This window comes from Pseudomonas sp. PS1(2021), from assembly GCF_020405165.1.
In the GTDB taxonomy this organism is placed as follows: Bacteria; Pseudomonadota; Gammaproteobacteria; order Pseudomonadales; family Pseudomonadaceae; genus Pseudomonas; species Pseudomonas aeruginosa.
Window position 1 is genome coordinate 5290335 of sequence record NZ_CP084484.1, and the last position, 24509, is coordinate 5314843.

The window sequence follows — 24509 nt, forward strand, 5'->3', positions numbered from 1 at the left end:
TGCTCCAGTCGAGGGGGGATCAGCCAGCCAGCGCGCCGCGCGGCAGCAGGCCAGTGGTATCGATGCTCGGCGGGCGGCGGCCGATCTGCTCGGCCAGCAGGCGCCCGCTGCCGCAGGCCAGGGTGAAGCCGAGCGCGCCGTGGCCGAGGTTGAGCCAGAGGTTGCGGTAGCCGCCGTTGCCCACCAGCGGTACCCCGGTGGGCGTGGCCGGGCGCATGCCGGCCCATTCGACGGCAGCGTCGAAATCGCCGCCCTGCGGGAACGTGTCCCGCGCCTGCTGGCGCAGCAGTGCCAGGCGCGCGGGCTCGAGGCCGGGGTCGAAGCCGACGATGTCGACCATCGCGGCGATCCGCAGCCGCTCGCCGATCCGCGCGTAGACGATCTTGCGGTCGTAATCGGTGATGCTGGTATCCGGCGCACGGTGCTGCGCGCCGACCGGCAGGGTCAGGCTATAGCCCTTGAGCGGGTATAGCGGCAGGCGCAGGCCCGGCAGCATCAATTCGGCGCTGCGGTAGCCGGCGGCCAGCACCACATGATCGGCCTCGATGAGATCGCCGCCGACCTCGACGCCACGCACCGCCGCGCCGCCCTCGACGATCTTCGTCACCCTGCGGCCATGCAGTTGCCGGCAATGTCCGGAAGCCTGCAGGCGCTCGGCAAGTTGCACGCAGAAGGCATGGCAGTCGGCGACCTCCTCGTCCGGCGTGTGGATGCCGCCGACGAAGGGCGCGGCGGACAGGGCCGGCTCCAGCGCGCGGCACTCGGCGGCGGTCAGGACGAATTGCGCCGAAGGATCGGCCAGACCCTGGCGGGCCCGCGCAAAGCTGGCCGGTTGGCGAAACGCCACCAGCTTGCCGTTGCGCCGCCAGTCGAAGCCATCGAGGCCATCCTCCTCGCGCCAGGCCTGCAGGGTGCGCTGGCTGAGCAATGCCAGGCGCAGCAGGTGCGCGGCATTGCGGCGGTTCAGCGAGCCGCGGCAGGCCGCGAGGAAGCCCAGCAGCCAGCGCCACTGCGCCGGATCAAGGCGCGGCCGCAGGCGCAACGGCGCATCGTTGCGCAGCAGCCAGCCGAGCGCCTGGGCCGGCACGCCGCTGTCGGCCAATGGCGCCACGTAGCGATAGGACAACTGCCCGCCATTGGCGTAGCTGGTTTCCAGCCCGCCCCGCTCGCGCGCTTCCACCAGGGTCACGTCGAATCCTTCGCGAACCAGGGCGTAGGCCGTGGCCAGGCCGACCACGCCGGCGCCGATGATGCAAACCCGCTGAGCCATGACAATCGTTATCCAGGTGTTTTCCAGGGCTTCGACGATAGGCGCGGATGACAGCGGTAGGACAATGAATAAAGATGGCCAGGGTATAAATCCAGGTTATGGGCTCGCGCCGATGAAGCTCCGCCATATCGAAGTGTTCCAGGCGATCCGCCAGGCTGGCTCGGTCAGCGGCGCCGCACAGTTGCTGCATGTGTCCCAGCCGGCGGTGAGCAAAGTCCTGCAGCACGCCGAGCAGCAACTGGGCTTCCCGCTGTTCTTGCGAGTGCGCGGCAAGCTGCTGGCGACTCCGGAAGCGCTGGAACTGGAGCGCGAAGTGGCCAAGCTCAGCGATAGCCTGCAGGCGGTGCGGCGCCTGGCGCAGAACCTGCGGCGCCAGCCGGGCCACAGCCTGCGCATCGGCGCCACCCCGGCCCTGGCGCTGTCGCTGCTGCCGCGGGCGATCGGCGAATGGAGCGCGCGCTATCCGCAGAGCGGCTGCGAACTGGCCACCTTGCATTCGCGCGAACTGGTGCAGGGCCTGCTGATGCGCGAACTGGACCTGGCCCTGAGCCTGAAGCAGCCGGAACACCCCGGCCTGCGCGGCGAAGCCATCGCCAGCGGCGTATTGGTGGCCCTGGCGCCGCGCGAACACTGGCCCGAAGCGGAACGCCGGCAGCCGCTGAGCCTGGCCGGGCTGGCCGGCGAAGCGCTGATCGGGCTGTCCACCGCCGACCCGCTGTTCGCCCGCCTGGAGGATTACCTCAGCGCCGTGGTGCCACCGCCGCAGGTGAAGATCGCCGTGCAGACCTACGCCCTCGCCCGCGCCCTGGTGGAGGCTGGGGCGGGCCTGGCGCTGGTCGATCCCTTCACCGCCCTCGGCGCCGACCCGCACAGCACCGCGATCCGCCCATTGAGCCCGGCCTTCCCGGTCACCCTCTACGCCATCACCCGCGCCGACGAAACCCCGCCGCACACCCTCGCTCCGCTGCTGCGGATGCTCGCCCGCCAGGCCGAGGAGCGTTTGCGGGCCGTGCAGATGTAGCATTTGCCGCCTGGCCTGCCGCTGGAAACCTTGGACGTCGTTCTGGCCTGGCCCACGCCTCGCGTCCTTACCGCTCCGGCTTCCAGTCTGGGCGGTCCGCGTCGTAGCCCTGGGTCGGGTGCGGTGGCAGAGGATGGTCCTTTATCAAGTCGGGAAAACGCAAATCAGGATCAGCGGCAAGTCGATCGTAAATACCATCATATAGTTTGTGCAGTTTTTCATCGGGGACGTACCACATTGCACTTGCAGGAGGAGTCTTGTTTCCAAAGACGCGCGAGAGGAAGAAAGCCGCGCTCTTGCCCCCCTGAGAGACTGACACCTGATAGTAACCTAATGCTTTTGGGAAATTATGCTCTACTATCTTGTAATACGCCCCCAGCTCATAACTAGCCGGCGCATAGCCCTGGCTAGCAGCACAGTTAGTATACGCCAACCCCAAATCCTTTTTTTTGGCCACATATATATAAAGCTTACCTAGTTCGGTTAGCGCCGGCGGATTTCCTAGGCTAGCAGCCTTATCAAGAAAAGTAAGTCCGTCAGTTGCAGGATTCTTGACCCCGGCACGATTACCGATCATTGCCCCCATATTATAGAAACCTTGAGGAATCTTCAGATCGATCATTTTCTGGTAAAGGTCTAGAGCTTTCTGAGTGTCCTTCTCCACACCTCCCGGCCAACCGGTACGATAGAGGTTCGCCAAGTTATGCATGGCCTTCCAGTGGCCACGCTCCACTGCCTTGCTGTAAAGCTCGACGATACGGCCCCAGGGCCGCAGAGTATCGGGCTTGGCCAAGGCGGCTGCTTCGCGGTACCAGACATCGGCTTGCGAATCCAACGGCGGCAGATGGTCTTTTTCATTAACGCAGACAAACGATTTGCTGTTGGCCATCACGGGAACGGCTGCTAGACACAGCACGGCCCAAAGTCCAATAGCCATCAGCCGCATCATTGCTCCGGTTTCCAGTCGGGCCGATCTGCGTCGTAGCCCTGGGTCGGGTGAGGAGGCAGAGGATGATCCTTTATCAAGTTGGTAAAACGTAGATCTGGATCAACTTCAAGCTTCTTGTAAATAGAGTAATACATCTCATAAAGCTCCTTATCCGCGTCATACCACATCCTATCAACTGGTCGACTTTTTTCATCGAATATATCTGTCATTAGAAGCGCAGCATCACCATCCCCTTGAGAAGTAGCAAGCTGGTAATAGCTCAGCGCCTTAGGATAATTATGCTTAACTATTTTGTAATACGCACCCAATTCATAATTAGCGGGAGCATATCCTTGCTCAGCAGCGCATTGCGTGTAACGAAGTCCTAGTTCGTCCTGATTCGCTTCATAAATATAAAGCTTACCTAACGCAGTTAAGGCTGGAGGGTTACCCATACTGGCGGCCTTGTCCAAGAAGGTCAGGCCATCGGTAGCAGGATTCTTAACACCGGCACGATTGCCAATCATTGCCCCCATGTTATAGAAGCCTTGGGGCACTCCCAGATCGATCATCTTCTGGTAAAGGTCCAACGCTTTCTGCGTATCCTTCTCTACCCCACCAGGCCACCCTGTACGATAAAGATTCGCCAGGTTATGCATGGCCTTCCAGTGACCACGCTCCACTGCCTTGCTGTAAAGCTCGACGATACGGCCCCAGGGCCGTAGAGTATCTGGCTTGGCCAAGGCTGCTGCTTCGCGGTACCAAGCATCGGCTTGCGAATCCAACGGCGGCAAATGGTCTTTCTCATTAACGCAGACAAACGATTTGCTGTTGGCCATCACGGGAACGGCTGCAAGACAGAGCACGGCCCAAAGTCCAATAGCCATCAGCCGCATCACTGCTCCGGTTTCCAGTCGGGCCGATCTGCGTCGTAGCCCTGAGTGGGATGGGGTGGTAACGGATGCTCCTTCATCAGGTTGGGAAAACGTAAATCAGGATCAGCCTCAAGCTTTTTATAGATTGAATAATATTCCTTGTGTAGTCTTTCGTCGGGGGAGTACCACATCCTGTCAACATCGGGACTAGCCTTATCAAAAACTCCGGACATGAAGAAGGCAGCATCACCATTTCCTTGACTGGCAGCAAGAAGATAATAGCTCGCCGCCTTGGGGAAGTTATGCTCTACTATCTTATAATACGCCCCTAACTCATAATTAGCCGGTGAATAACCCTGACTGGCAGCGCAATTGGTATACGCCAAACCCAAATCTTTCTTCTTAGCTACATAAATATAAAGCTTTCCAAGCTCAGTCAATGCCGGCGGATTTCCCAAGCTGGCGGCCTTATCCAGGAAGGTAAGTCCATCCGTTGCAGGATTCTTGACCCCGGCACGATTACCGATCATTGCCCCCATATCATAGAAACCTTGAGGAATCTTCAGATCGATCATTTTCTGGTAAAGGTCTAGAGCTTTCTGAGTGTCCTTCTCCACACCTCCCGGCCAACCGGTACGATAGAGGTTCGCCAAGTTATGCATGGCCTTCCAGTGGCCACGCTCCACTGCCTTGCTGTAAAGCTCGACGATACGGCCCCAGGGCCGCAGAGTATCGGGCTTAGCCAAGGCTGCTGCTTCGCGGTACCAAGCATCGGCTTGCGAATCCAACGGCGGCAGATGGCCTTTTTCATTAACGCAGACAAACGATTTGCTGTTGGCCATCACGGGGACGGCTGCAAGACACAGCACGGCCCAAAAGTCCAATAGCCATCAGCCGCATCACTGCTCCGGTTTCCAGTCAGGCCGATCTGCGTCGTAGCCCTGAGTGGGATGAGGTGGTAACGGATGCTCCTTCATCAGGTTGGGAAAACGTAAATCAGGATCAGCTTCAAGCTTTTTATAGATTGAATAATATTCCTTGTGTAGTTTTTCATCGGGGGAGTACCACATTCTGTCAACATCGGGACTGGTCTTATCAAAAACTCCGGACATGAAGAGGGCAGCATCATCATTTCCTTGACTGGCAGCAAGAAGATAATATCTTGCTGCTTTTGGAAAGTTGTGTTCAACGAGTTCGTAGTAACTCCCCAACTCATAGTTTGCCGGAGCATAACCCTGACTCGCAGCACATTGGGTATATGCCAAACCCAACTCTCTGTTTTTGGCCACATAAATATAAAGCTTACCCAGTTCGGTTAGCGCCGGCGGATTTCCTAGGCTAGCAGCCTTATCAAGAAAAGTAAGACCATCAGTTGCAGGATTATTGACCCCGGCACGATTACCGATCATTGCCCCCATATTATAGAAACCTTGAGGAATCTTCAGATCGATCATTTTCTGGTAAAGGTCTAGAGCTTTCTGAGTGTCCTTCTCCACACCTCCCGGCCAACCGGTACGATAGAGGTTCGCCAAGTTATGCATGGCCTTCCAGTGGCCACGCTCCACTGCCTTGCTGTAAAGCTCGACGATACGGCCCCAGGGCCGCAGAGTATCGGGCTTGGCCAAGGCGGCTGCTTCGCGGTACCAAGCATCGGCTTGCGAATCCAACGGAGGAAGATGGTCTTTTTCATTAACGCAGACGAATGATTTGCTGTCGGCCATAACGGAAACTCCGAAACTCAGCAGGAAAGTGAACAGATAAATAGAGATACGCATCGCTCAGTCAACCGTAAAATTGGGACTATAGGGTGTGGTGACATCCCAGAACCGCAATAAATGGGTCGTTAGAGATTCACCATTTCGCTGCTGCTTCCAGTTCTTATCCATCTTCTGATTCCACAGCTTGAAGTTTTCTTCGGTCGTTTCGGCCAACTTATAAGCATGTGCCCCCCACAACTCCTCCCGCATCGCCCTCGCCAAATCCGGATTGGGTTGGGCAATCCCCAATTCGCTGTCGCTATGCATGCTGCGGACATTGATATTGGCCGAGCTGAGCAGGGTATAGAGGTCGTCCACCAGCAGCAGCTTGGAGTGCACGTAGATGTGCTTGTAGCGCGCCTTCAGCGGCGGCGCCCCGAGGGCGGCCTCGGCTTCGGCGGACATGCGTACTGGCGGCGGGCTGCCGGGGGCGGGGTCGCTGGTGGCCAGGGTGGCGATGACCACCTTGAGGCCGGGCACGTCGGCGAGCTGGTAGGGCTTGTCGTCCTCGCCGGTGTTCTTCGCCAGTTCGGGAATGTCCTGCGCGCCGAGACCGCCGAGGCGTTGCTCGACTTCCGGCGTCACGCCTTTCTCTTCGAGCGCCTCGATCTTGCGTTGCAGCCGTTCGATGTTGTTTTCCTGGCCGCGCCGGACATAGGGATCGGGGTGCGGGTTTTCCCTGAGCTGCTTCAACTGCTCGCGCTTTTCCCGCAGGTCATGCGCCAGGTCGCGCTGCACTTGCGGCATCAGCTGCTCCTGGCCCAGGCCTTTCATCATGTCGTAGGTGGTCTTCGAGGCGTCGCTGGAGTCGGGGGTGTTGGTCACGACGAACAGGTACAGGTCGCCGGGCACGCCCCGGGCCTTGCGCACCTGCGCAGTCTTCCGCAGGCGCTCGGCGAAGCCGGCATAACGGAAGTACTGGTTTTCCATGTAGACGTAGTCGGTGGCATTGCCCAGGGCCTTGAGATAGTGCTCCAGGATCGAGCGCTCGTCGTCCTGCGGCTGGGTCCGGCAAATCTGCGCGACGCTGTTGCTGGCGGGCGTGGCGATCTTCGGCAGCGGCAAGGCGTCGCGCTCGGCGGTCAGCGATGGCGTCGAGAACCAGCGCTTGTACCACGGCGTCTCGAGGTCCCAGGCCTCGCTGAAGTTGCGGCTGAGGTCGGCCAGCACCGGGCCCTGGACCTGCATGGAGATATCCTGCCAGGGCCCGAACCCGGGATCGCGACCGGCGGCGCGGTCGTCGAACAGGTGGGCGCTGGTGTCCCAGTAGTTGCGGTGCATGTTGTGACCCATGACGAAGCCGATGGCCTGCGGGCTGCCATAGTCGACCAGGACCATCTTCTGGTGATGGCTGGCGAACTGGGTGAGTACCAGCAACTGGCCGATGCCCAGGTCGTCGATGCCATCGGCGCGCAGCAGGTGGATCAGGCTTTGCAGTCGCCCATTGACGAGGCGCACTTGCTCGCCGTTCATCACCGGTCTGGCCGTCTGCTCGAAGTCGCGGGTACGGAACTCGACGTTCTGCAACCCACCGCCGCGTACCGCCTTGAACCAGTCGCGGGTGAATATCTGCCCCCAGGGATCCTGGCGGGTGCCGCCGGAACCGCGCTTGCCGCCGTAGCCCTGGGCCTCGCTGCTGTCGAGAGTGCGCTGGATCTCGGCGTTCTCCGCCTCCAGCTCGGCGATGCGCGCCCGCGCGTGGGCGGCGCCCCGCGGGTCGAAGCTCGGCAGCCTGCCTTCGCGGTGCAGCCGTTCCGAGCGCTCCAGGGCTTCCTGCTGCCGCGCGATGAGGTTGAGGTTATGCTGGCGCCGCTGCTCCAGTCGCAGCACCTCGTTGTCCACCGCGCTGCCGCTGGCGACGCCCGAGCCCGCCCAGGTGCCGCCGGAACCGCCGACGCCGGCCCCGGGGATGGTGTTTTCCTTGAGCCTGGCGAGCTGGTTGCTCCAGACCAGCACCCGCGCCTGCACTCCTTCGCGGCCCTTCGTCTGCAGCAATTCGCCGATTCGCGGTCCGTCGGGGCGCTTGAAGCGCATGGCCGGGTCGAAGCCCCAGGTGATGATGTCGATGCTGTGCCGGGCCGCTTCCATCGCCGCATGCACCGCGTCGAAGGCCGCCTGGCCATTGATCAGCGGCTTGATGTGCACACCCGCGCGCGGTGGGTAGAAGGCCTTGTTGGCGAACCAGTCGAGGGTCAGCCGGACGCTGCCGGCCTGTTGCGCGTACAGCTTGAGGGTCTGCGGTTTGTACAGGTCGCTCATGGCGTGGGCTCATCCTTGTCGGCGGCGCCGGGCCGCGAGGCGTCGCGCCGGTAGGCGTCCGGGGCGGAACGCGGCTTGTGCTGGGGCATTTCCGCCCGGTAGTCACGGAACCCCTGCTGGGCGAGCCGATCGTCGGCCTGCAGTGCGTCCGGCTGGTCGACCATCTCCACTTCGTAGGCGTGGCCATTGGCGGTCTCGATACGATAGGTGCGTTCGCCCGGCAGCGGTTCGAAGCTGATTGCGCCGCCTTCGTCGGCGATGCCCTCCTCCTTGAAGGCACCATTGGCGTAGAGCCGATACGGTTGCCTGGCCGCCGATGGCACACCGGGCAACGGACTGAGTTCGAAACGCAGGAGTTTCTGCGGCGCTTCGCCGACCTTCTGGGCGATGGCTCCCAACAAGGCGCCTCCCGCCGCCGCGGCGTCGGCCGCGAGCGGTTGCAGCGGCGACAGCGCGCGAACGCCGCTACCGATGCCGGGGCTGCCGCCGCTGTTGATCATCACCTGGGCGCCGTCAAGGGTGACACCGCCCGGGTCGAGCCTGGCGAAGCTGCCACCGCCCTTTAGGGTCAACTCCATGCCTGCCTCGATCACTACCTTGTCGCCGGCCTTGAAATGGATCTCGTCGCCCGCCTCGACGAACTGGCCGGTGCCGATCCTCAGGTGCAACGCGTCGGCGACGCTGAGGTGGTCGGCCGCCTTCAGTTCGACCTTGCGGTCGGCGTGGACCGTGCGCTGTTCCTCGGCCCTGAACTCGCTGTAGCTATCGCCCTCGACCGTGTCGTGGCGCTCATGGCCGACGCGGGTCTTCTGGTCGTGCTCAATGTTCTCGTCCCAGTCGCGCTGGGCGTGGACGAAGATCTGTTCCTGGCCCTTGCGGTCCTCGATGCGCAGTTCGTTGAAACCGCCGCCGCCGGGGTAGCTGTCGGTCTTGAAAACGCTGCGGGTCTTGTTCTGCGGCAGCTCGTAGGGCACCCGGTTTTCGCTGTGGTAGAGGCAACCGGTGACCAGCGGCTGATCCGGATCGCCCTCCAGGAAACCCACCAGGACTTCCATGCCCACCCGCGGGATGGCTACGCCGCCATAGCGTTTGCCCGCCCAGTTGGAGGCGACGCGCAACCAGCAACTGGTGTTGTCGTCGGCCTGGCCGAGGCGATCCCAGAAGAACTGCACCTTGACCCGGCCGTATTGGTCGCAGTGGATGGTCTCGCCGGCGGGGCCGGTCACGACCGCTGTCTGGCAGCCCAGCACGCGTGGCCTGGGATGCTCCAGCGGGGGGCGGAAATGCGCGCTCCAGGGAGTGGCGACGAAATGGTTGCGATAGCCCTGGCGGAAATCGCCCTGGCCCTGCGCGACGTCGCTGTCGATCGACTCTTCCAGTACCTGCGGCTGCCGCCCTTCGTGGAGAACCTCGGTAAGCAGCCAGAGATCGTTCCATTCGCCGCGGGGATGCGCGGACAGCGTCAGGAAGTGTCCGCTGAGCAGCGCCGGTTCGTCGCTTTCGCCCCTGGCCTGTAGGTAGTCGGCGCGATGCCGTTCCAGCGCGCGCCGGCTCAGGTGCTTGCCGCGCTCGCGGTGGGTGAAGCGGCCGGGATAGTCGTAGTCCTCCAGGTCCGGTTGCTGCGCCACGAGCTGCGGGCCATGGGCGGCCTGCATCTGCAACGCGGGTTGCTCGAAGTCGTAGTCGCGCCGGGTAACCCGGCTGGCACGGGTGTCGAAGCGCACGCAGAAGCGCTTGACCACCGGCTGGTCGGCGACCAGCCCGGCGTCCTGCACGTAGGCGACGGGGCGTTGCAGCCGCGGAAAGGAGGTCTGGTCGTCGCCGAAGACCAGCACATGGCCCTGGGCAGAAAACTCATGGTGGTAATGGATGCCCTCCTCCTCGCAGAGCCTGCTGAGGAACGCCAGGTCGGTTTCGTCGTACTGCGTGCAGTATTCGCGGGCCGGGTACGGCGTCGGACCCAGCTGGAAGCGGTAGGCGTCGGCGAGAATGCCGTGGCCCTCCAGCACCCGACCGATGATTTCCGGCACGCTGAGGCGCTGGAAGATGCGTTGGTCGCTGCACAGCCCCAGGTAGGCCAGGCGCGGCTCCAGGGTCGCGCGATAGCCGGTCAGGCGCTTGCCGGAGTCCCCCTGGGCGATGCTGGTGAGCTGTCCGTGGACCCCTTGCCCGCTCGGCGAGAGGATCAGGAAGGCCGGCTGGTGCAGCAGCGCGTCGAGGTCCAGATCGGATCGCTCGCTGACCAGCTCCAGGTCGAAGCGAAAGGGCTGGCTGATGGCTTCGCGACCGCGGAAGGCGAGTACCTGGAAGTCGTGCCGGAGGTTTTCGATGCGAAGGCTGAAGTGCGTCTGGTTGGCGGGGGCGAACATTCACTGTCCTCTTGGAAACGCAGCCGTGCGTTCCTGGCGTATTCGGTTCCGGGCGCGACGCGCCTGAGCCCGCGCGATGGAAATGCTGGCCGAGAGGATAGAGGAGAACAGTTGTGCAACTCTTTGCGCACTCGGCCTCCCGGCCGCATCAACGCTGACCTCAATAAATTTGTAACAAAAAATTTCCAGAATGCCGACGCGGACGCCCCACCCCATCCGCGGCATTCACGTCCGCCAGGACGGGCCAGGCGTCCGCCGCCTCCGAGCACCTCAGGCGTAGCGCTCGCGACCCCAGGCGAGGAGGCTTTCCAGCAGTTCGCGGATGACTGCGCGGGTCGCTTCGGCGAGGTCCGCGCGGTAAGCGAACGGGGCCTGCTCGTCCATGTAGGTGCACTGCGCCAGCTCCAGCTGGACGGCATGGACGTGCTGCTCCGGCTGGCCGTAGTGGCGGGTGATGTGGCCGCCCTTGAAGCGCCCGTTGAGCACATGGCTGTAGCCTTCGGCGGCAGCGCAGACCGCCTCCAGGCGGGCCGCCAGCGCTGGATCGCAACTGGCGCCGGCGTTGGTGCCGAGATTGAAGTCGGGCAGTCGGCCGTCGAACAGGTGCGGCACGTGGGAACGGATCGAGTGGGCGTCCCAGAGCAGCGCGTAGCCGAACTCGGCCTTCAGCCGCGCCAGTTCCTCGGCGATGGTCCGGTGGTAGGGCGTCCACACTTCAGCCAGGTAGCGCATGCGTTCCTCGGCGGACGGCGCCATGCCTTCGCGGTAGAGCGGCCGGCCGTCGAACAGGGTGTCCGGATACAGGCCGGTAGTGGCGGTGCTGTACAGCGGCTTGTCGTCGGAAGGGCGGTTGAGATCGACCACATAGCGCGAATAGTGGGCAGCCAGGGTGCTGGCGCCCAGTTCCTCGGCGAAATCGTAGAGCCGGGGAATGTGCCAGTCGGTATCGGTCAGCGCCCGCGCCTCCTCCACCAGGCCGGCGTCCACCGCCGGGGTCAGGCGCGTGCCGGGGTGCGGCATGCTGATCAGTAGCGGCACGCGGCCGCGCTTGAAACTCAGGACTTCATCCACGGTATACCTCCTCGGCGTGGCGAATGACGCGTTTCGGCAGATCGCCGCCCAGCCAGTAGGCCAGCTCCGCCGGACGCTCGATGTCCCAGGCGACGAAGTCGGCCAGCTTGCCGACCTCCAGGCTGCCGTGGCTGGCTTCCAGCCCCAGCGCCCGGGCGGCGTGCAGGGTGACACCGGCCAGCGTCTCCTCCGGGGTCAGGCGGAACAGGGTACAGGCCATGTTCAGCATCAGGCGCAACGACAGCGCCGGCGAGGTGCCGGGATTGAGATCGCTGGCAATGGCCATGGCCACGCCGTGCCGGCGCAGGGCATCGATCGGCGGCAGCTGGGTCTCGCGCAACAGGTAGAAGGCGCCCGGCAGCAGCACCGCGACGGTGCCCGCCTCGCCCATGGCGCGGGCGTCGTCCTCGGTCATGTACTCCAGGTGGTCGGCCGACAAAGCCCGGTAGCGCGCCGCCAGGCTGGAACCGTGCAGCGAGGATAGCTGCTCGGCGTGCAGCTTCACCGGCAGGCCCAGCTCGCGGGCGGCGATGAATACCCGCTCGACCTGCGCCGGGGAAAACGCCAGGTGCTCGCAGAAGGCGTCCACCGCGTCCACCAGTCCCTCCCCGGCCAGCGCGGGGAGCATCGTCGAGCAGATATGCTCGATGTAGTCGTCGGCGCGCCCGGCGTATTCCGGCGGTAGCGCATGGGCAGCCAGGCAGGTGCTGCGCACGGTCGCCGGCAGGCGTTCGCCGAGGCGGCGGATGACCCGCAGCATCTTGCGTTCGCTGGCCAGGTCGAGGCCGTAGCCGGACTTGATCTCCAGCGCCGTCACGCCGTCGCGCAGCAAGGGCTCCAGGCGCTTGCGCGCGCTGGCCAGCAATTCTTCCTCGCTGGCCTCGCGGGTGGCGCGTACGGTGCTGGCGATACCGCCGCCGGCGGCGGCGATCTCGGCGTAGCTGACGCCCTCCAGGCGCTGCTCGAATTCGCCGCTGCGGTTGCCGCCGAACACCGCGTGGGTGTGGCAGTCGATCAACCCCGGGGTCAGCCAGGCGCCACCGAGGTCGATGCGTTCGGCGTAGTCGCCGGGCGGCAGTTCGGCGCGCGGGCCGATCCAGTGGATCAGCGGACCGTCGGTGACCAGGGCGGCGTCCTCGACGATCGAGTACTTGCCGCCCTTGAGGGTGGCGGCATGGCAATGCTGCCAGAGTCGTTTCATTGCAGGTCTCCTATGCTCGCGGCCAGCCGGGCGAGACTCTTCCGCTCGCCGAGGATGGCCGCCGCGCTGGCGATGTCGGGAGCCAGCCAGCGGTCGGTGTCGTACGCGGGCACGCGCTCGCGCAGGATGCCCCAGGCCGCCGCGGTGCCCTGGCCGAAGCGTTGCGGGGCGAGGAATTCGAAGGCCTGGGCGGCCAGCAGGTACTCGATGGCGAGGATCCGCCGGAGGTTCTCCAGGGCCCTGCCAAGCTTGAGCGCGGCACTGGTGCCGAGGCTCAGGTGGTCCTCCTGGAGCGCCGAGGTGACGAAGTTGTCGACCACCGCCGGCTGCGCCAGCTGGCGATTCTCGCCGGCCAGGGAGGCGGCGACGTACTGGGTGATCATCATCCCCGAGTTGACTCCCGGCTTGCCCACCAGGAACGCCGGCAGGCCGCTGACCAGCGGGTTGACCAGGCGATCCAGGCGCCGCTCGGCGACCCCGCCCAGCTCGGCCACGGCGATCGCCAGCAGGTCGGCGGCCATCGCCACCGATTCGCCGTGGGGATTGGCCTGGGATACCACCCGGTAGGCCTCCGGCGTACCCAGCAGCAGCGGGTTGTCGGTGGCCGAGTTGAGTTCGGTCTCTATCTGCCGCGCCGCGTGGGCCAACTGGTCACGGCAGGCGCCATGGATCTGCGGTATCGAGCGGATGCTCAGGGCATCCTGGGTGCGGATGCCGCGGGCGTTCTCCAGCACCTGGCTGCCAGCCAGCAAGGCCCGCAGATTGGCGGCGACCCGCTGCATCCCGGGATGCGGCTTGAGCGCAACGATCTCGGCGTCGAACGCCGCCAGTTGGCCGCGCAGGGCCTCGAAGCTCATCGCCCCGATCACGTCGGCCCACTGCGCCAGGCGCTGCGCGTCGTCCAGGGCCAGGCAGGCGAGGCCGGTCATGCACGGCGTGCCGTTGACCAGGCAGAGCCCGTCCTTGGCTCCCAGGCGCACCGTCGCCAGGCCTTCCGCCGCCAACGCGGCGGCGGCCGGCACGACGCTGCCGCGGTAGCTGACCTCGCCGATGCCGAGCAGGGCGATGCCGACGTGCGCCATGTGGGTCAGGTAGCCCACCGAGCCCTGGGCCGGCACCTGCGGGGTAATCCCGTGGTTGAGCAGCGCCAGCAGCCCTTCCACCAGCGAACGGTCGAGCCCGGACTTGCCCTGGCTGTAGTTGGCGACGGCGGCACAGATGATCGCCCGGGTCTGTTCGTCGCGCAGCGGCTCGCCGACCCCGCAGGCATGGCTGAGCAAGGTGTTGCGCGACAGCTCGGCGAGCTGCTCGCCTTCCAGCAGGACGTCGCACAGCGCGCCGAGGCCGGTACTGATGCCGTAGGCACGCTCGCCGTTGGCGACGATACGGCAGACGATGGCGCGGGCGTTGTCGATCCGTGCCCAGGCCGCCGCCGACAGTTCCAGGCGCGCACCGTGCCGGGCCACCGCGACCAGTTCCTGCCAACGCAGCGGGCCGTCGCCGAACACGACGCTCGGTAGGTCGCTCATAGGTTCGCCACCCGCCGCTGGACGAAGCGGTCGACGTAGTCGTCGGCCGGCTGGTGGAGGATTTCCCGTGGCGTGCCGACCTGGATCAGTTGGCCGTCCTTGAGGATCGCGATGCGGTTGCCGATGCGTACCGCCTCGTCGAGGTCGTGGGTGATGAAGACGATGGTCTTGTGCAGGGTTTTCTGCAGTTCCAGCAACTGGTCCTGCATGTCCGCGCGGATCAACGGGTCGAGGGCGCTGAAGGCCTCGTCCATGAGAATGATCTCGGTGTCGGCGGCCAGCGCGCGGGCCAGGCCGACACGCTGGCGCATGCCGCCGGAAAGCTGGTGCGGATAGGACTTCTCGTAGCCCTTCAGGCCCACCGTGGCGATCCAGTGCAGGGCCCGCTCGTGGCACTGCGCCCGGCTTTCGCCGCGAACCTTCAGGCCGTAGGCGACATTGTCGAGCACGCTCTTGTGCGGCAGCAGGCCGAAACTCTGGAACACCATGCTGATCTTGCGCCGGCGGAATTGCCGGAGGGCTTCCATGTCGTAGCGCAGGATGTCCTCGCCATCCACCAGGATCTCGCCGCTGGTGGGGTCGATCAGGCGGTTGAAATGGCGCACCAGGGTCGACTTGCCGGAACCCGACAGGCCCATGATCACGAAGATCTCGCCAGCACCGATGGTCAGCGACAGGTCGTTGACGCCGACCACGCAGCCGGTCTGCGCCAGCACTTCGCCCTTGCTGCGTCCCTGGCGGATAAGGGCCAGCGCGGCATCGGCGCGCGGGCCGAAGATCTTGAACACGTTCTTCACTTCGATCTTGTTCATCTGCGCACCGCTCATTTGCTCGTCTCGTGCCGGGAACGGCCATAGGCCTGGGTGATGCGGTCGATCACCACCGCGAGGATGACGATCGCCAGGCCGGCTTCCAGGCCCTTGCCCACGTTCAGCGTCTGGATGCCCACCAGTACGTCTTCGCCGAGGCCGCGGGCGCCGATCATCGAAGCGATCACCACCATCGACAGGGCCATCATGGTGGTCTGGTTGATCCCCGCCATGATGCTCGGCAGGGCCAGCGGCAACTGCACGCCGAACAGCTGCTGCCAGCGGTTGGCGCCGAAGGCGTTGACCGCCTCCATCACCTCGCTGTCGACCTGGCGGATGCCCAGGTCGGTGAGGCGGATCAGCGGCGGCGCGGCATAGATCACGGTGGCGAAGATCGCCGGCACCTTGCCCAGGCCGAACAACATCAGCACCGGGATCAGGTACACGAAGCTGGGCATGGTCTGCATGATGTCCAGCAGCGGCATCAGTACCGCGCGCAGGCGGTTGCTGCGCGCGGCGAGGATGCCCAGGGGGATGCCGATCAGCACCGAGATGAAGGTCGCCACCAGCATCAGCGCGAGGGTCTGCATCAGCTTGTCCCAGAGGCCGACGGCGCCGACCAGGAACAGCAGGCCGGTGATCACCAGGGTCGGCAGCAGGCGCCGGGTGGCGTGCCAGGCGATCGCCGCGACGATCGCCAGCAACAGCCACCAGGGCGTGGCGCGGAGTAGCCCTTCGAGGTTGACGATGGCCCACAGCAGGGTGTCGGAGATCTTGCGGAACAGGTCGCCGTAGTTGGTCACCAGGGCGTCGACCCAAGCGTTGACCCAGTCGGCGATGGAAAATGTCAGGCGTTCGGGAAACATGGTCTGCTCTCGTCGGTCGTGGGTTCAGAGTGCCGCTTCGATCTTCTTCGCCGCGTCCTCGTCGACCCAGGCGTGCCAGACCTCGGGGTGCTCCTTGAGGAATTCGCGCGCCAGGCGCGCTGCATCGATCCTGTCCTTGGCCATCCGCGCCAGGTCGCTGTTCAGCAGCTCCGCCGGCAGGTTGACCTTCTCCAGCACCGCCACCAGCTCCGGCGCCTGGTCGTGGAAGGTCCGCGACAGGCCGACCTGGATCCTGATGCGCTTGTCGACGCCGGGCCTTTCCTCCAGGCGCACCAGGTCGGCACGGCCCATCAGCGGCGTCGGCGACCAGTAGTAGAACAGGATAGGCTCGCCGCGCCGATAGCTCGACAGCACCGCCGCGTCCAGTGCCGGGCCGGTGCCCGGACGGAAATTGGTGAACGTCTCTTCCAGGCCGTAGCTTTTCAGCATCTCGCTGTTCTCCAGCTCGCAAGTCCAGCCGGCCGGGCAATTGTAGAAGCGCCCCTTGCCCGGCTCTTCCGGGTCGCGGAAGACCTCGGCGTACTGCGCCAGGTCGGCGATAGAGCGCAGCTTCGGCGCCTTCGCCTCGAGCTTGCGCTGCGGGTCGCCCTCGATCACGTAGCGCGGCACGTACCAGCCCTCCTCCGCGCCGACGATGGGTTCGCCGACGCCGACCACCTTGCCGGCCGCGGCGGCCTTGTTCCAGGCGTCGCTGCGGCCGATCCACTCCTCGGCGAAGACCTGGATGTCATTGGTGCTCAGCGCCTGCTCCATGGTGATCGAGTTGCCCGGCAGGCTGTCGGTGGTACAGCCGTAGCCCTTGGCCAGGACGAACTGCATCAGTTCGGTGAGCAGCGTCCCGCTCTCCCAGTTCAGCCCGGCGAACTTCACCGCCTTGCCGGACTCGCACCAACCTTCCGCCTGGGCGCCCGCCGCGGCGGCGAGCAGGCCGAGGGCACAGAGAACACTCAACATCGACTTCTTGTATCGCATGGTTCGACGCTCCAGATGCACGATTGGGAAAGGCAGTTGGAAAACCTGCGGGCCGCGCCCGGGGGAACGGCCTCGATCATTGTTATTGGCCGGCGGCTCAGGCCGCCGTCGGTTCCGTCACAGCCCTCCCTGGGCCTGAAGCACGCCATGCGCGGCATCGCCCTTCGGCCTGACCCAGCGCCGGTAGGCGATCACCAGCAAGGCGATCCAGATAGCCCCGACCCACAGGGCCGGGCGGGTGTCCGGGAAATAGCCGAGCACCACGAAGATGAACAGCATGAAGACGATCGCCGCCGCCGGCGCGAATGGCCACAGCGGCACCGGGAACTTCAGCGCGGCGACCTGGCGCGGCCCCATGCGCCGGCGCATGCCGACCTGGGCCAGGAGGATCATCAGCCAGACCCACACGGTGGCGAAGGTGGCGATGGAAGCGATCAACAGGAATACGCTCTGCGGGATCAGGTAGTTCAGCGCCACGCCGAGCAGCAGGGCCACCGCCATCAGCAGCACGGTCATCCACGGCACGCCGTGCCGCGACACCCGCGAGAAGCCGACCGGCGCCTGGCCCTGGCGGGCCATGCCGTAGAGCATGCGACCGGCGCCGAAGATGTCGCTGTTGATCGCCGAAATCGCCGCGGTGATCACCACGACATTGAGGATCGCCGCGGCCGACTCGATCCCCAGGCCGTCGAAGATCTGCACGAAGGGACTGCCGTTGCTGCCGATCTGCTGCCAGGGGAAGATCGCCATCAGCACGAACAGGGTCAGCACGTAGAACAGCAGGATGCGCAGCGGCACCGCATTGATCGCCCGCGGGATCACCCGCTGCGGGTCCTGCGCCTCGCCGGCGGTGATGCCGATGATCTCGATGCCGCCGAAGGCGAATACCACCACCGACAGCGAGGCGACCAGCCCGGCCCAGCCGTTGGGCAGGAAGCCGCCGTGCTGCCACAGGTTGTGCACGCCGGTGGCGGACGTCGCCGCGCCGTCCAGGCTGAAGCCGAAGAACATGATGCCGAGCCCGGCGAGGATCATCGCGACGATGGCGCCGACCTTGACCAGCGACAGCCAGAACTCCAGCTCGCCGAAGACCTTGACATGGCAGAGGTTCAGCCCGCCGATGAACAGCACGATGGACAGTACCCAGATCCAGCGCGGCACGTCGGGAAACCAGAACCCCATGTAGATACCGAACGCGGTGACATCGGCGAGGCAGACGATGATCATCTCGAAAGCGTAGGTCCAGCCGGTGACGAACCCGGCCAGGGGGCCGAGATAGCTGCTGGCGTAATGGCCGAACGAGCCGGACACCGGCTCGTGCACCGCCATCTCGCCGAGCGCGCGCATCACCATGTACACCGCCGCGCCGGCGATCAGGTAGGCCAGCAGCACCGCCGGCCCGGCCATCTGGATGGCCGATGCGGAACCGTAGAACAGGCCGGTGCCGATCGCCGACCCCAGTGCCATGAAACGAATATGACGGGCGTTCAGTCCGCGCCGAAGCCCCGTGTCGTGCGTCATCCCTCGGCTCTCCTGTTGTTGTTCTTGCTGGAGCGCCCCGGCCGAGCGGCCGGGGGCGGGTATCAAAGACTCGGCAACAGCCGGGCCGGCAGCAGCGCGTTCAGGCAACCGCTGGCGAGCAACTGGCTGGCTGCCTCGATGTCAGGGGCGAAGAAGCGATCCTCCTGGTAGTACGGCACCTTGTCGCGCAGCAGGCGGCGAGCCTGCTCCAGCTTCGGCGAACTCTTCAGGCCCTCGCGGAAGTCCAGGCCCTGGCAGGCACCCAGCCACTCCACGGCGAGAATCCCGCGGACGTTCTCGGCCATCGCCCAGAGCCGTTTGCCGGCGTTCGGCGCCATCGACACATGGTCTTCCTGGTTGGCCGAGGTCGGCAGGCTGTCGACGCTGGCCGGGTGGGCCAGGGCCTTGTTGTCGCTGGCCAGCGCGGCGGCGGTGACCTGGGCGATCATGAAGCCGGAGTTGACCCCGCCGTTGGCCACCAGGAACGGCGGCAACTGCGACATGTGCATGTCCATCATCAGCGAGATGCGCCGTTCCGACAGCGAACCGATCTCGGCCAACGCCAGGGCCAGGTTGTCGGCGGCCATCGCCACCGGTTCGGCGTGGAAGTTGCCGCCGGAGATCACGTCGCCCTCGGCGGCGAATACCAGCGGGTTGTCGGACACCGCGTTGGCTTCGATCTCCAGCACCTCGGCGGCCTGGCGCATCTGGGTCAGGCAGGCGCCCATCACCTGCGGCTGGCAACGCAGCGAATAGGGGTCCTGGACCTTGTCGCACTTCTCATGGGAGCGCGCCACCTCGCTGCTGGCGGTGAGCAGGTCGCGATAGGCCGCGGCCACGTCGATCTGCCCACGCTGGCCACGCGCGGCATGGATGCGCGCATCGAACGGCGCCCGCGAACCGAGCATGGCCTCGACGCTGAGCCCGCCGCAGACGGTGGCGGCGGCGAACAGGTCCTCGGCCTCGAACAACCCGCGCAGCGCGTAGGCGGTGGACACCTGGGTGCCATTGAGCAGGGCCAGGCCTTCCTTCGCCGCCAGGGTCAGCGGCTCCAGCCCGGCCACCGCCAGCGCTTCGGCGGCCGGCAGCCACTCACCGCGATGGCGCGCCCGGCTTTCGCCGATCAGCACCAGCGACATGTGCGCCAGCGGCGCCAGGTCGCCGGACGCACCCACCGAGCCTTTCAGCGGGATGTGCGGATAGACCTCGGCGTTGATCAGCGCGATCAGCGCGTCGATCACCTTGCGGCGGATGCCGGAGAACCCGCGCGCCAGGCTGTTCACCTTGAGCAGCATGACCAGCCGCACCATGGCGTCGTCCAGCGCCTCGCCGACGCCGGCGGCATGGGACAGGACGATGGAACGCTGGAGCTTCTCCAGGTCGGCCGGGGAAATCCGCGTCGAGGCCAGCAGGCCGAAGCCGGTGTTGATGCCGTAGGCGGTGCGGCCCTCGGCGATGATGTTCTCGACACAGGCGACGCTGGCGGCGATCGGCGCGTCGGCGCTGGGATCCAGGCTCAGGCGCACGGGGGCCAGGTAGGCTTGGCGCAGGTCGGCCAGGGTCAACTGGCCGGGTTTCAGATGCAGGCTCATCGAAGGCTCCTTGTTCGGTTCGGCGGGCTCGGCAGCGCCGTCCGCCGGCGGCGTTTCATGGGATTGAAGGCGGCCGCGCCGCCCTGGAAATTCGTCTCAGGCCCCGTGCGCGGGACGTTCGAAGGCGCCGGGATCGGCCGGCAGGATCATTCGCGCCGGGGCCTGGCGCGTGGCCTTGCGCCGCGCCACCAGGTAGTAGAGGACCGCCGGCACCAGCAAGCCGATGATCCAGGAGATATCCACGCCGCCGAGGTGCTCGACCATCGGTCCGGTGTACAGCGTGGTCGCCAGGAACGGCATCTGCACCAGCACGCCGAGGGTATAGACGGCGATTCCCGGCAGGTTCCAGCGACCGTAGCGGCCGTCGGGGTCGGCCAGCGCGGGCACGTCATAGCGCTCGCGGGTGATGAAGTAGTAGTCGACCAGGTTCACCGCGCTCCACGGGGTGAAGAAGGTCAGCAGGAACAGGATGAAGGACTTGAACGCAGCGAGGAACGAGTGCTGGCCGAGCAGCGCGATGAGCGTCGAGGCGCCGACGATCGCGAGGACGAAAAACAGGCGTTGCACGCGGGTGATCTCCAGTTGGCCGCGTACGCTGCTGATGATGGTCGCGATGCACATGAAGCTGCCGTAGGAGTTCAGCGTGGAAATGGTCACCTTGCCGAAGGCGATGCTGAAGTAGAGCAGCGCGGCGACGGTCCCGCTGCTGCCCAGGCCGACGATGTAGGCCACCTCGCGGCCGGCGAACTGGCCGTTGGCCAGGGCTGCGGAGAACACCCCGAGGACCATCGAGGCCTGGGCGCCGAGCACCGAGCCGAGGCCGACGGCGAGGAAGGTCTTCCACGACGAGGTGGACGCCGGCAGGTAGCGTGAATAGTCGGCCACGTAGGGGCCGAAGGCGATCTGCCAGGACGCCGCCAGCGACACCGCGAGGAGGAACGAGGCCCAGCTGAAATGGCGGATGGCGAGCAGGTCGCCGATGTCGCTGAGCAGCATCAGGCGGCTGAACAGGTAGGCGAAGGCGATGATGCCGAGGACGCTGGCGATCCGCCCGATGATGTGGATGACGCGATAGCCGAGCACCGTCACCAGGACGATGAAGGCGGCGAAGATGAAGATCCCGGCGCTGTCGCTGAGCCCGGTGAGCTGGCCGATGGCCTGGCCGGAAAGCACCGTGCCGGTGGCGGTGAAGCCCAGGTACATCAGGCACACCAGGGCGATCGGGATGCAGGCGCCGTAGACGCCGAACTGCACCCGGCTGGAAATCATCTGCGGCAGCCCCAGGCGCGGCCCCTGCGCGGCGTGCAGGGCCATCACCGCGCCGCCGAGGAGCTGGCCGATGAGCAGGCCGACCAGCGACCAGAACACGTCGCCGCCGAGGACCACGGCGAGGGCGCCGGTGACGATGGCGGTGATTTGTAGGTTAGCCCCAGCCAGAGGGTGAACTGGCTGTAGAGGCGGCCGTGGCGCTCGTTCGCCGGGATGTAGTCGATCGAGCGCCGTTCGATCAGTGGCTTGCTGTCGCTGCCCTGGGTCATGCTGCTGTACTCCGCTGCGGCTCGCGCGCCGCCATTCTTGTTGTGGCCTGGTCGGGACAGTGGGCGACCGCCCCCACGCCCCGCCGGCGTGGAGGCGGTTTCCGAGGTCAGCGCTGGGCGGTGATCATCGGCAGGTTCAGGCCCTGCTCCTTCGCGCAATCGATGGCGACCTGGTAGCCGGCGTCGGCGTGCCGCATCACCCCGGTCCCCGGGTCGTTGGTCAGCACGCGGGCGATGCGTTCGGCGGCCTCGTCGCTGCCGTCGCAGACGATCACCATCCCGGAGTGCTGGGAGAAGCCCATGCCCACGCCGCCGCCGTGGTGCAGCGAGACCCAGGTGGCGCCGCTGGCGGTATTCAGCAGGGCATTCAGCAGCGGCCAGTCGGACACCGCGTCGGAGCCGTCCTGCATGGCCTCGGTCTCGCGGTTGGGGCTGGCCACCGAGCCGGAGTCGAGGTGGTCGCGGCCGATGACGATCGGCGCGGACAGCTCGCCGCTGCGCACCATCTCGTTGAAGGCCAGGCCGAGCTTGGCGCGCAGCCCCAGGCCAACCCAGCAGATGCGCGCCGGCAGGCCCTGGAAGCTGATGCGCTCGCGGGCCATGTCCAGCCAACGGTGCAGGTGGGCATCGTCGGGGATCAGTTGCTTGACCTTGGCGTCGGTCTTGTAGATGTCCTGCGGGTCGCCCGACAGCGCGGCCCAGCGGAACGGACCGATGCCGCGACAGAACAGCGGGCGGATGTAGGCCGGGACGAAGCCGGGGAAATCGAAGGCATTGGCCACCCCCTCTTCCTTGGCCATCTGGCGGATGTTGTTGCCATAGTCGAAGGTCGGCACGCCCTGCTGCTGGAACGCCAGCATGGCCCGCACGTGTACCGCCATGGACTGCTTGGCGGCCTTGACCACGGCGGCCGGGTCGGTCTGCGCGCGGTCGCGGTACTCTTCCCAGCTCCAGCCGGCCGGCAGGTAGCCGTTGAGTGGATCGTGGGCGCTGGTCTGGTCGGTGACCATGTCCGGGCGTACGCCGCGGCGAACCAGTTCCGGAAGGATCTCGGCGGCATTGCCCAGCAGGGCGATGGAGATGGCCTTGCCTTCGGCGGTGTAGCGCTGGATCCGCGCCAGGGCGTCGTCCAGGTCCTTGGCCTGCTCGTCGACGTAGCGACTGCGCAGGCGGAAGTCGATGCGGCTCTGCTGGCACTCGATGTTCAGCGAACAGGCGCCGGCCAGGGTCGCCGCCAGCGGCTGGGCGCCGCCCATGCCGCCAAGGCCGGCGGTAAGCACCCAGCGGCCCTTGAGATTGCCGTCGTAATGCTGGCGGCCAGCCTCGACGAAGGTTTCGTAGGTGCCCTGGACGATGCCCTGGCTGCCGATGTAGATCCACGAACCGGCGGTCATCTGGCCGTACATCGCCAGGCCCTTGGCGTCCAGTTCGTTGAAGTGTTCCCAGGTCGCCCAGTGCGGCACCAGGTTGGAGTTGGCGATCAGCACCCGCGGCGCGTTGGCGTGGGTCTTGAACACGCCGACCGGCTTGCCGGACTGTACCAGCAGGGTCTCGTCGTCGTTCAGTTGCTTGAGGGTCTCGACGATCCTGTCGTAGCACTCCCAGTTGCGCGCGGCACGGCCGATGCCGCCGTAAACCACCAGTTCCCTGGGGTTCTCCGCGACCTCCGGGTCGAGGTTGTTCATCAGCATGCGCAGCGGCGCTTCGGTCAGCCAGCTCTTGGCGGTCAGCGTAGTGCCGCGCGGGGCGCGGATTTCAATATCGCGGAATTTGCTCGGGGTGGTCACGGCAGGCTCCTGGGCGTGGCGTTCAACGGGCGGCGACCGGCGAGGGTGCGCCTGAATTCGGGGACGAAGCAGAGGTCGGGCTGGGTCTACCGAACACATCTATGCTTGTACATACAAGTATAAGCAAAGGAAGGGCCAATTCTGCCGCCACGCCCTCCGGCGATATCTCCACATTCCCGTGAATTTCATTCAACCCGTTGATTTTTCTGTAGTTAAGAATTAGCGAAGGTAGCCTCTCCCCCGGGAGAAGGAGCCTGCCGGAACGGCCCTGGGTGCACGTGATCGAAGCGTGCGCGCACCGGTTTGGGGCCTTCGGTAACACCGTTCAGCGCAATTGCGGGTAACCCCAGCCCTGCGCCTGACGCTCGTAGTCGAGGAGAATCCGGTAATGCTCCTCGCCGGCCGGGAGGAAGCTTTTCAGCGCCAGTGTCGCGGCCAGGTGCGGGCACTCGATCAGCGTCAGGTTCAGCGCTTCGAACAGCTCGCGGCGTTGCGCCGCACTCCAGTGCAGCGAGGTGATCAGCGGCAAGGCCGGGCTCGGCGCGCTGCGCCCGAGCACGCGCAGGCCGTCCAGGCGCTCCGGTGCGTGGCGTTGCAGGTAGCCGAAGGTCACTGCATCCACCGAGGTCAGCTCGACCTCACCCGCGGCCACCATCGCCAGGCTGCGCAGGTGGCCGCCGCTGATGTGCACCTCGGCGAAGAACGCCGAGTCTCGCCCCAGCGGCGCCAGCGCATGGCGCAGCAGGTTCATGCCGCTGTTGGAGTCGTGGTCGTTGAGCGCCAGGCGGGTATTGCGGAAGTCGCCGAGGCGCTGGCGCGCCTGTCCTTCGGCGGCGACGAGCAGGCTGCAATGCTCGCCGGGAGCACAATCGGGCAAGTCGTAGCTGGGCACCGCGAGCACCGCCACCTGGCCGCGCAACTGGGTCATCAGCGGATAGCCGCAGGTCTGCGCGAACAACAGGTTAGGCTGTCGCCACTGCACCGCCAGATCGGTGGCGGCCGACGCGTAACGGCGCACGCCCAGGCGCCGGCAGACCTCGCCGATGAAGGTTGCGCCGGCCTGCCTGACGCAGTCCGGCTCGACATACATGTCCAGCGCCGCCACCACCAGGGTATCGATCAT

The 24509-nt window shown here is 65.5% G+C and carries 17 protein-coding genes and 2 pseudogenes; 1 reads left to right on the plus strand and 18 read right to left on the minus strand.

Translation table 11 applies throughout. From position 1 onward, the window contains the following. Positions 1 to 19 precede the first annotated feature (19 nt). Positions 20 to 1270 carry a D-amino acid dehydrogenase gene (locus tag LE197_RS25265; RefSeq protein ID WP_023108838.1) on the minus strand — a complete coding sequence of 417 codons (1251 nt, stop codon included), beginning with the start codon at positions 1268 to 1270 and terminating at the stop codon, positions 20 to 22. Between the two features lie 64 nt (positions 1271 to 1334). Between LE197_RS25265 and LE197_RS25270 the strand changes: the two genes are divergently transcribed. Continuing rightward, positions 1335 to 2291, plus strand: a complete 957-nt coding sequence (locus tag LE197_RS25270; RefSeq protein ID WP_073660767.1) for a LysR family transcriptional regulator — start codon at positions 1335 to 1337, stop codon at positions 2289 to 2291. 67 nt (positions 2292 to 2358) lie between these two features. Here LE197_RS25270 and LE197_RS25275 read toward each other — a convergent pair whose 3' ends face one another. From LE197_RS25275 to LE197_RS25355, 17 genes and pseudogenes are all read right to left on the minus strand, one after another. Continuing rightward, positions 2359 to 3228 carry a tetratricopeptide repeat protein gene (locus LE197_RS25275; protein WP_073666426.1) on the minus strand — a complete coding sequence of 290 codons (870 nt, stop codon included), beginning with the start codon at positions 3226 to 3228 and terminating at the stop codon, positions 2359 to 2361. 8 nt (positions 3229 to 3236) lie between these two features. Then, positions 3237 to 4106: a tetratricopeptide repeat protein gene (locus tag LE197_RS25280; protein WP_078451383.1), complete on the minus strand. Its 870-nt coding sequence runs from the start codon at positions 4104 to 4106 to the stop codon at positions 3237 to 3239. Between the two features lie 8 nt (positions 4107 to 4114). Beyond that, a pseudogene (locus LE197_RS25285) lies at positions 4115 to 4985 on the minus strand (tetratricopeptide repeat protein). An 8-nt stretch (positions 4986 to 4993) separates the two neighbouring features. Continuing rightward, positions 4994 to 5869: a tetratricopeptide repeat protein gene (locus tag LE197_RS25290; protein ID WP_023518169.1), complete on the minus strand. Its 876-nt coding sequence runs from the start codon at positions 5867 to 5869 to the stop codon at positions 4994 to 4996. Between the two features lie 3 nt (positions 5870 to 5872). Continuing rightward, complete coding sequence (gene pldB, locus LE197_RS25295) at positions 5873 to 8110, minus strand: type VI secrection system-dependent phospholipase D effector PldB (RefSeq protein ID WP_023108843.1); 2238 nt, start codon at positions 8108 to 8110, stop codon at positions 5873 to 5875. Then, a complete protein-coding gene (locus LE197_RS25300; protein WP_023108844.1) occupies positions 8107 to 10479 on the minus strand; it encodes a type VI secretion system tip protein VgrG in 2373 nt (790 codons plus the stop codon). The genes pldB and LE197_RS25300 overlap by 4 nt, the downstream gene beginning before the upstream one ends. A gap of 270 nt (positions 10480 to 10749) precedes the next feature. Next, positions 10750 to 11550 carry an N-formylglutamate deformylase gene (gene hutG, locus LE197_RS25305; RefSeq protein WP_003095940.1) on the minus strand — a complete coding sequence of 267 codons (801 nt, stop codon included), beginning with the start codon at positions 11548 to 11550 and terminating at the stop codon, positions 10750 to 10752. Further along, positions 11543 to 12751, minus strand: coding sequence for an imidazolonepropionase (gene hutI / locus LE197_RS25310; protein WP_003114456.1), 1209 nt, complete (start codon positions 12749 to 12751; stop codon positions 11543 to 11545). The genes hutG and hutI overlap by 8 nt, the downstream gene beginning before the upstream one ends. Further along, positions 12748 to 14280, minus strand: coding sequence for an HAL/PAL/TAL family ammonia-lyase (locus tag LE197_RS25315; protein WP_003101754.1), 1533 nt, complete (start codon positions 14278 to 14280; stop codon positions 12748 to 12750). The genes hutI and LE197_RS25315 overlap by 4 nt, the downstream gene beginning before the upstream one ends. Then, a complete protein-coding gene (locus LE197_RS25320; RefSeq protein ID WP_003101756.1) occupies positions 14277 to 15107 on the minus strand; it encodes a quaternary amine ABC transporter ATP-binding protein in 831 nt (276 codons plus the stop codon). The genes LE197_RS25315 and LE197_RS25320 overlap by 4 nt, the downstream gene beginning before the upstream one ends. Next, positions 15104 to 15955 (minus strand): ABC transporter permease, encoded by an 852-nt coding sequence (locus LE197_RS25325; protein WP_003095946.1) that lies wholly within the window; start codon positions 15953 to 15955, stop codon positions 15104 to 15106. Before LE197_RS25325 ends, LE197_RS25320 begins: the two co-directional genes overlap by 4 nt. A gap of 24 nt (positions 15956 to 15979) precedes the next feature. Then, positions 15980 to 16948 carry an ABC transporter substrate-binding protein gene (locus tag LE197_RS25330; RefSeq protein ID WP_019682108.1) on the minus strand — a complete coding sequence of 323 codons (969 nt, stop codon included), beginning with the start codon at positions 16946 to 16948 and terminating at the stop codon, positions 15980 to 15982. Between the two features lie 117 nt (positions 16949 to 17065). Further along, complete coding sequence (locus tag LE197_RS25335; RefSeq protein ID WP_023108845.1) at positions 17066 to 18469, minus strand: amino acid permease; 1404 nt, start codon at positions 18467 to 18469, stop codon at positions 17066 to 17068. Between the two features lie 62 nt (positions 18470 to 18531). Further along, complete coding sequence (gene hutH / locus LE197_RS25340) at positions 18532 to 20061, minus strand: histidine ammonia-lyase (protein WP_003114461.1); 1530 nt, start codon at positions 20059 to 20061, stop codon at positions 18532 to 18534. Positions 20062 to 20157: 96 nt separating this feature from the next. Beyond that, positions 20158 to 21599, minus strand: a pseudogene (locus LE197_RS25345) (purine-cytosine permease family protein). A 107-nt stretch (positions 21600 to 21706) separates the two neighbouring features. Further along, positions 21707 to 23386 (minus strand): urocanate hydratase, encoded by a 1680-nt coding sequence (gene hutU, locus LE197_RS25350; RefSeq protein ID WP_003095958.1) that lies wholly within the window; start codon positions 23384 to 23386, stop codon positions 21707 to 21709. A gap of 325 nt (positions 23387 to 23711) precedes the next feature. Continuing rightward, positions 23712 to 24509 (minus strand): phosphate/phosphite/phosphonate ABC transporter substrate-binding protein, encoded by a 798-nt coding sequence (locus LE197_RS25355; protein WP_023108846.1) that lies wholly within the window; start codon positions 24507 to 24509, stop codon positions 23712 to 23714.

Bases quoted from the DNA above. Each gene is read 5' to 3' on its own strand.
- LE197_RS25265 (WP_023108838.1), bottom strand. From the start codon at position 1,270: ATGGCTCAGCGGGTTTGCATCATCGGCGCCGGCGTGGTCGGCCTGGCC.
- LE197_RS25270 (WP_073660767.1), top strand. From the start codon at position 1,335: ATGAATAAAGATGGCCAGGGTATAAATCCAGGTTATGGGCTCGCGCCG.
- LE197_RS25275 (WP_073666426.1), bottom strand. From the start codon at position 3,228: ATGGCTATTGGACTTTGGGCCGTGCTGTGTCTAGCAGCCGTTCCCGTG.
- LE197_RS25280 (WP_078451383.1), bottom strand. From the start codon at position 4,106: ATGGCTATTGGACTTTGGGCCGTGCTCTGTCTTGCAGCCGTTCCCGTG.
- LE197_RS25290 (WP_023518169.1), bottom strand. From the start codon at position 5,869: ATGCGTATCTCTATTTATCTGTTCACTTTCCTGCTGAGTTTCGGAGTT.
- pldB (WP_023108843.1), bottom strand. From the start codon at position 8,110: ATGAGCGACCTGTACAAACCGCAGACCCTCAAGCTGTACGCGCAACAG.
- LE197_RS25300 (WP_023108844.1), bottom strand. From the start codon at position 10,479: ATGTTCGCCCCCGCCAACCAGACGCACTTCAGCCTTCGCATCGAAAAC.
- hutI (WP_003114456.1), bottom strand. From the start codon at position 12,751: ATGAAACGACTCTGGCAGCATTGCCATGCCGCCACCCTCAAGGGCGGC.
- LE197_RS25315 (WP_003101754.1), bottom strand. From the start codon at position 14,280: ATGAGCGACCTACCGAGCGTCGTGTTCGGCGACGGCCCGCTGCGTTGG.
- LE197_RS25320 (WP_003101756.1), bottom strand. From the start codon at position 15,107: ATGAGCGGTGCGCAGATGAACAAGATCGAAGTGAAGAACGTGTTCAAG.
- LE197_RS25325 (WP_003095946.1), bottom strand. From the start codon at position 15,955: ATGTTTCCCGAACGCCTGACATTTTCCATCGCCGACTGGGTCAACGCT.
- LE197_RS25330 (WP_019682108.1), bottom strand. From the start codon at position 16,948: ATGCGATACAAGAAGTCGATGTTGAGTGTTCTCTGTGCCCTCGGCCTG.
- LE197_RS25335 (WP_023108845.1), bottom strand. From the start codon at position 18,469: ATGACGCACGACACGGGGCTTCGGCGCGGACTGAACGCCCGTCATATT.
- hutH (WP_003114461.1), bottom strand. From the start codon at position 20,061: ATGAGCCTGCATCTGAAACCCGGCCAGTTGACCCTGGCCGACCTGCGC.
- LE197_RS25355 (WP_023108846.1), bottom strand. From the start codon at position 24,509: ATGATCGATACCCTGGTGGTGGCGGCGCTGGACATGTATGTCGAGCCG.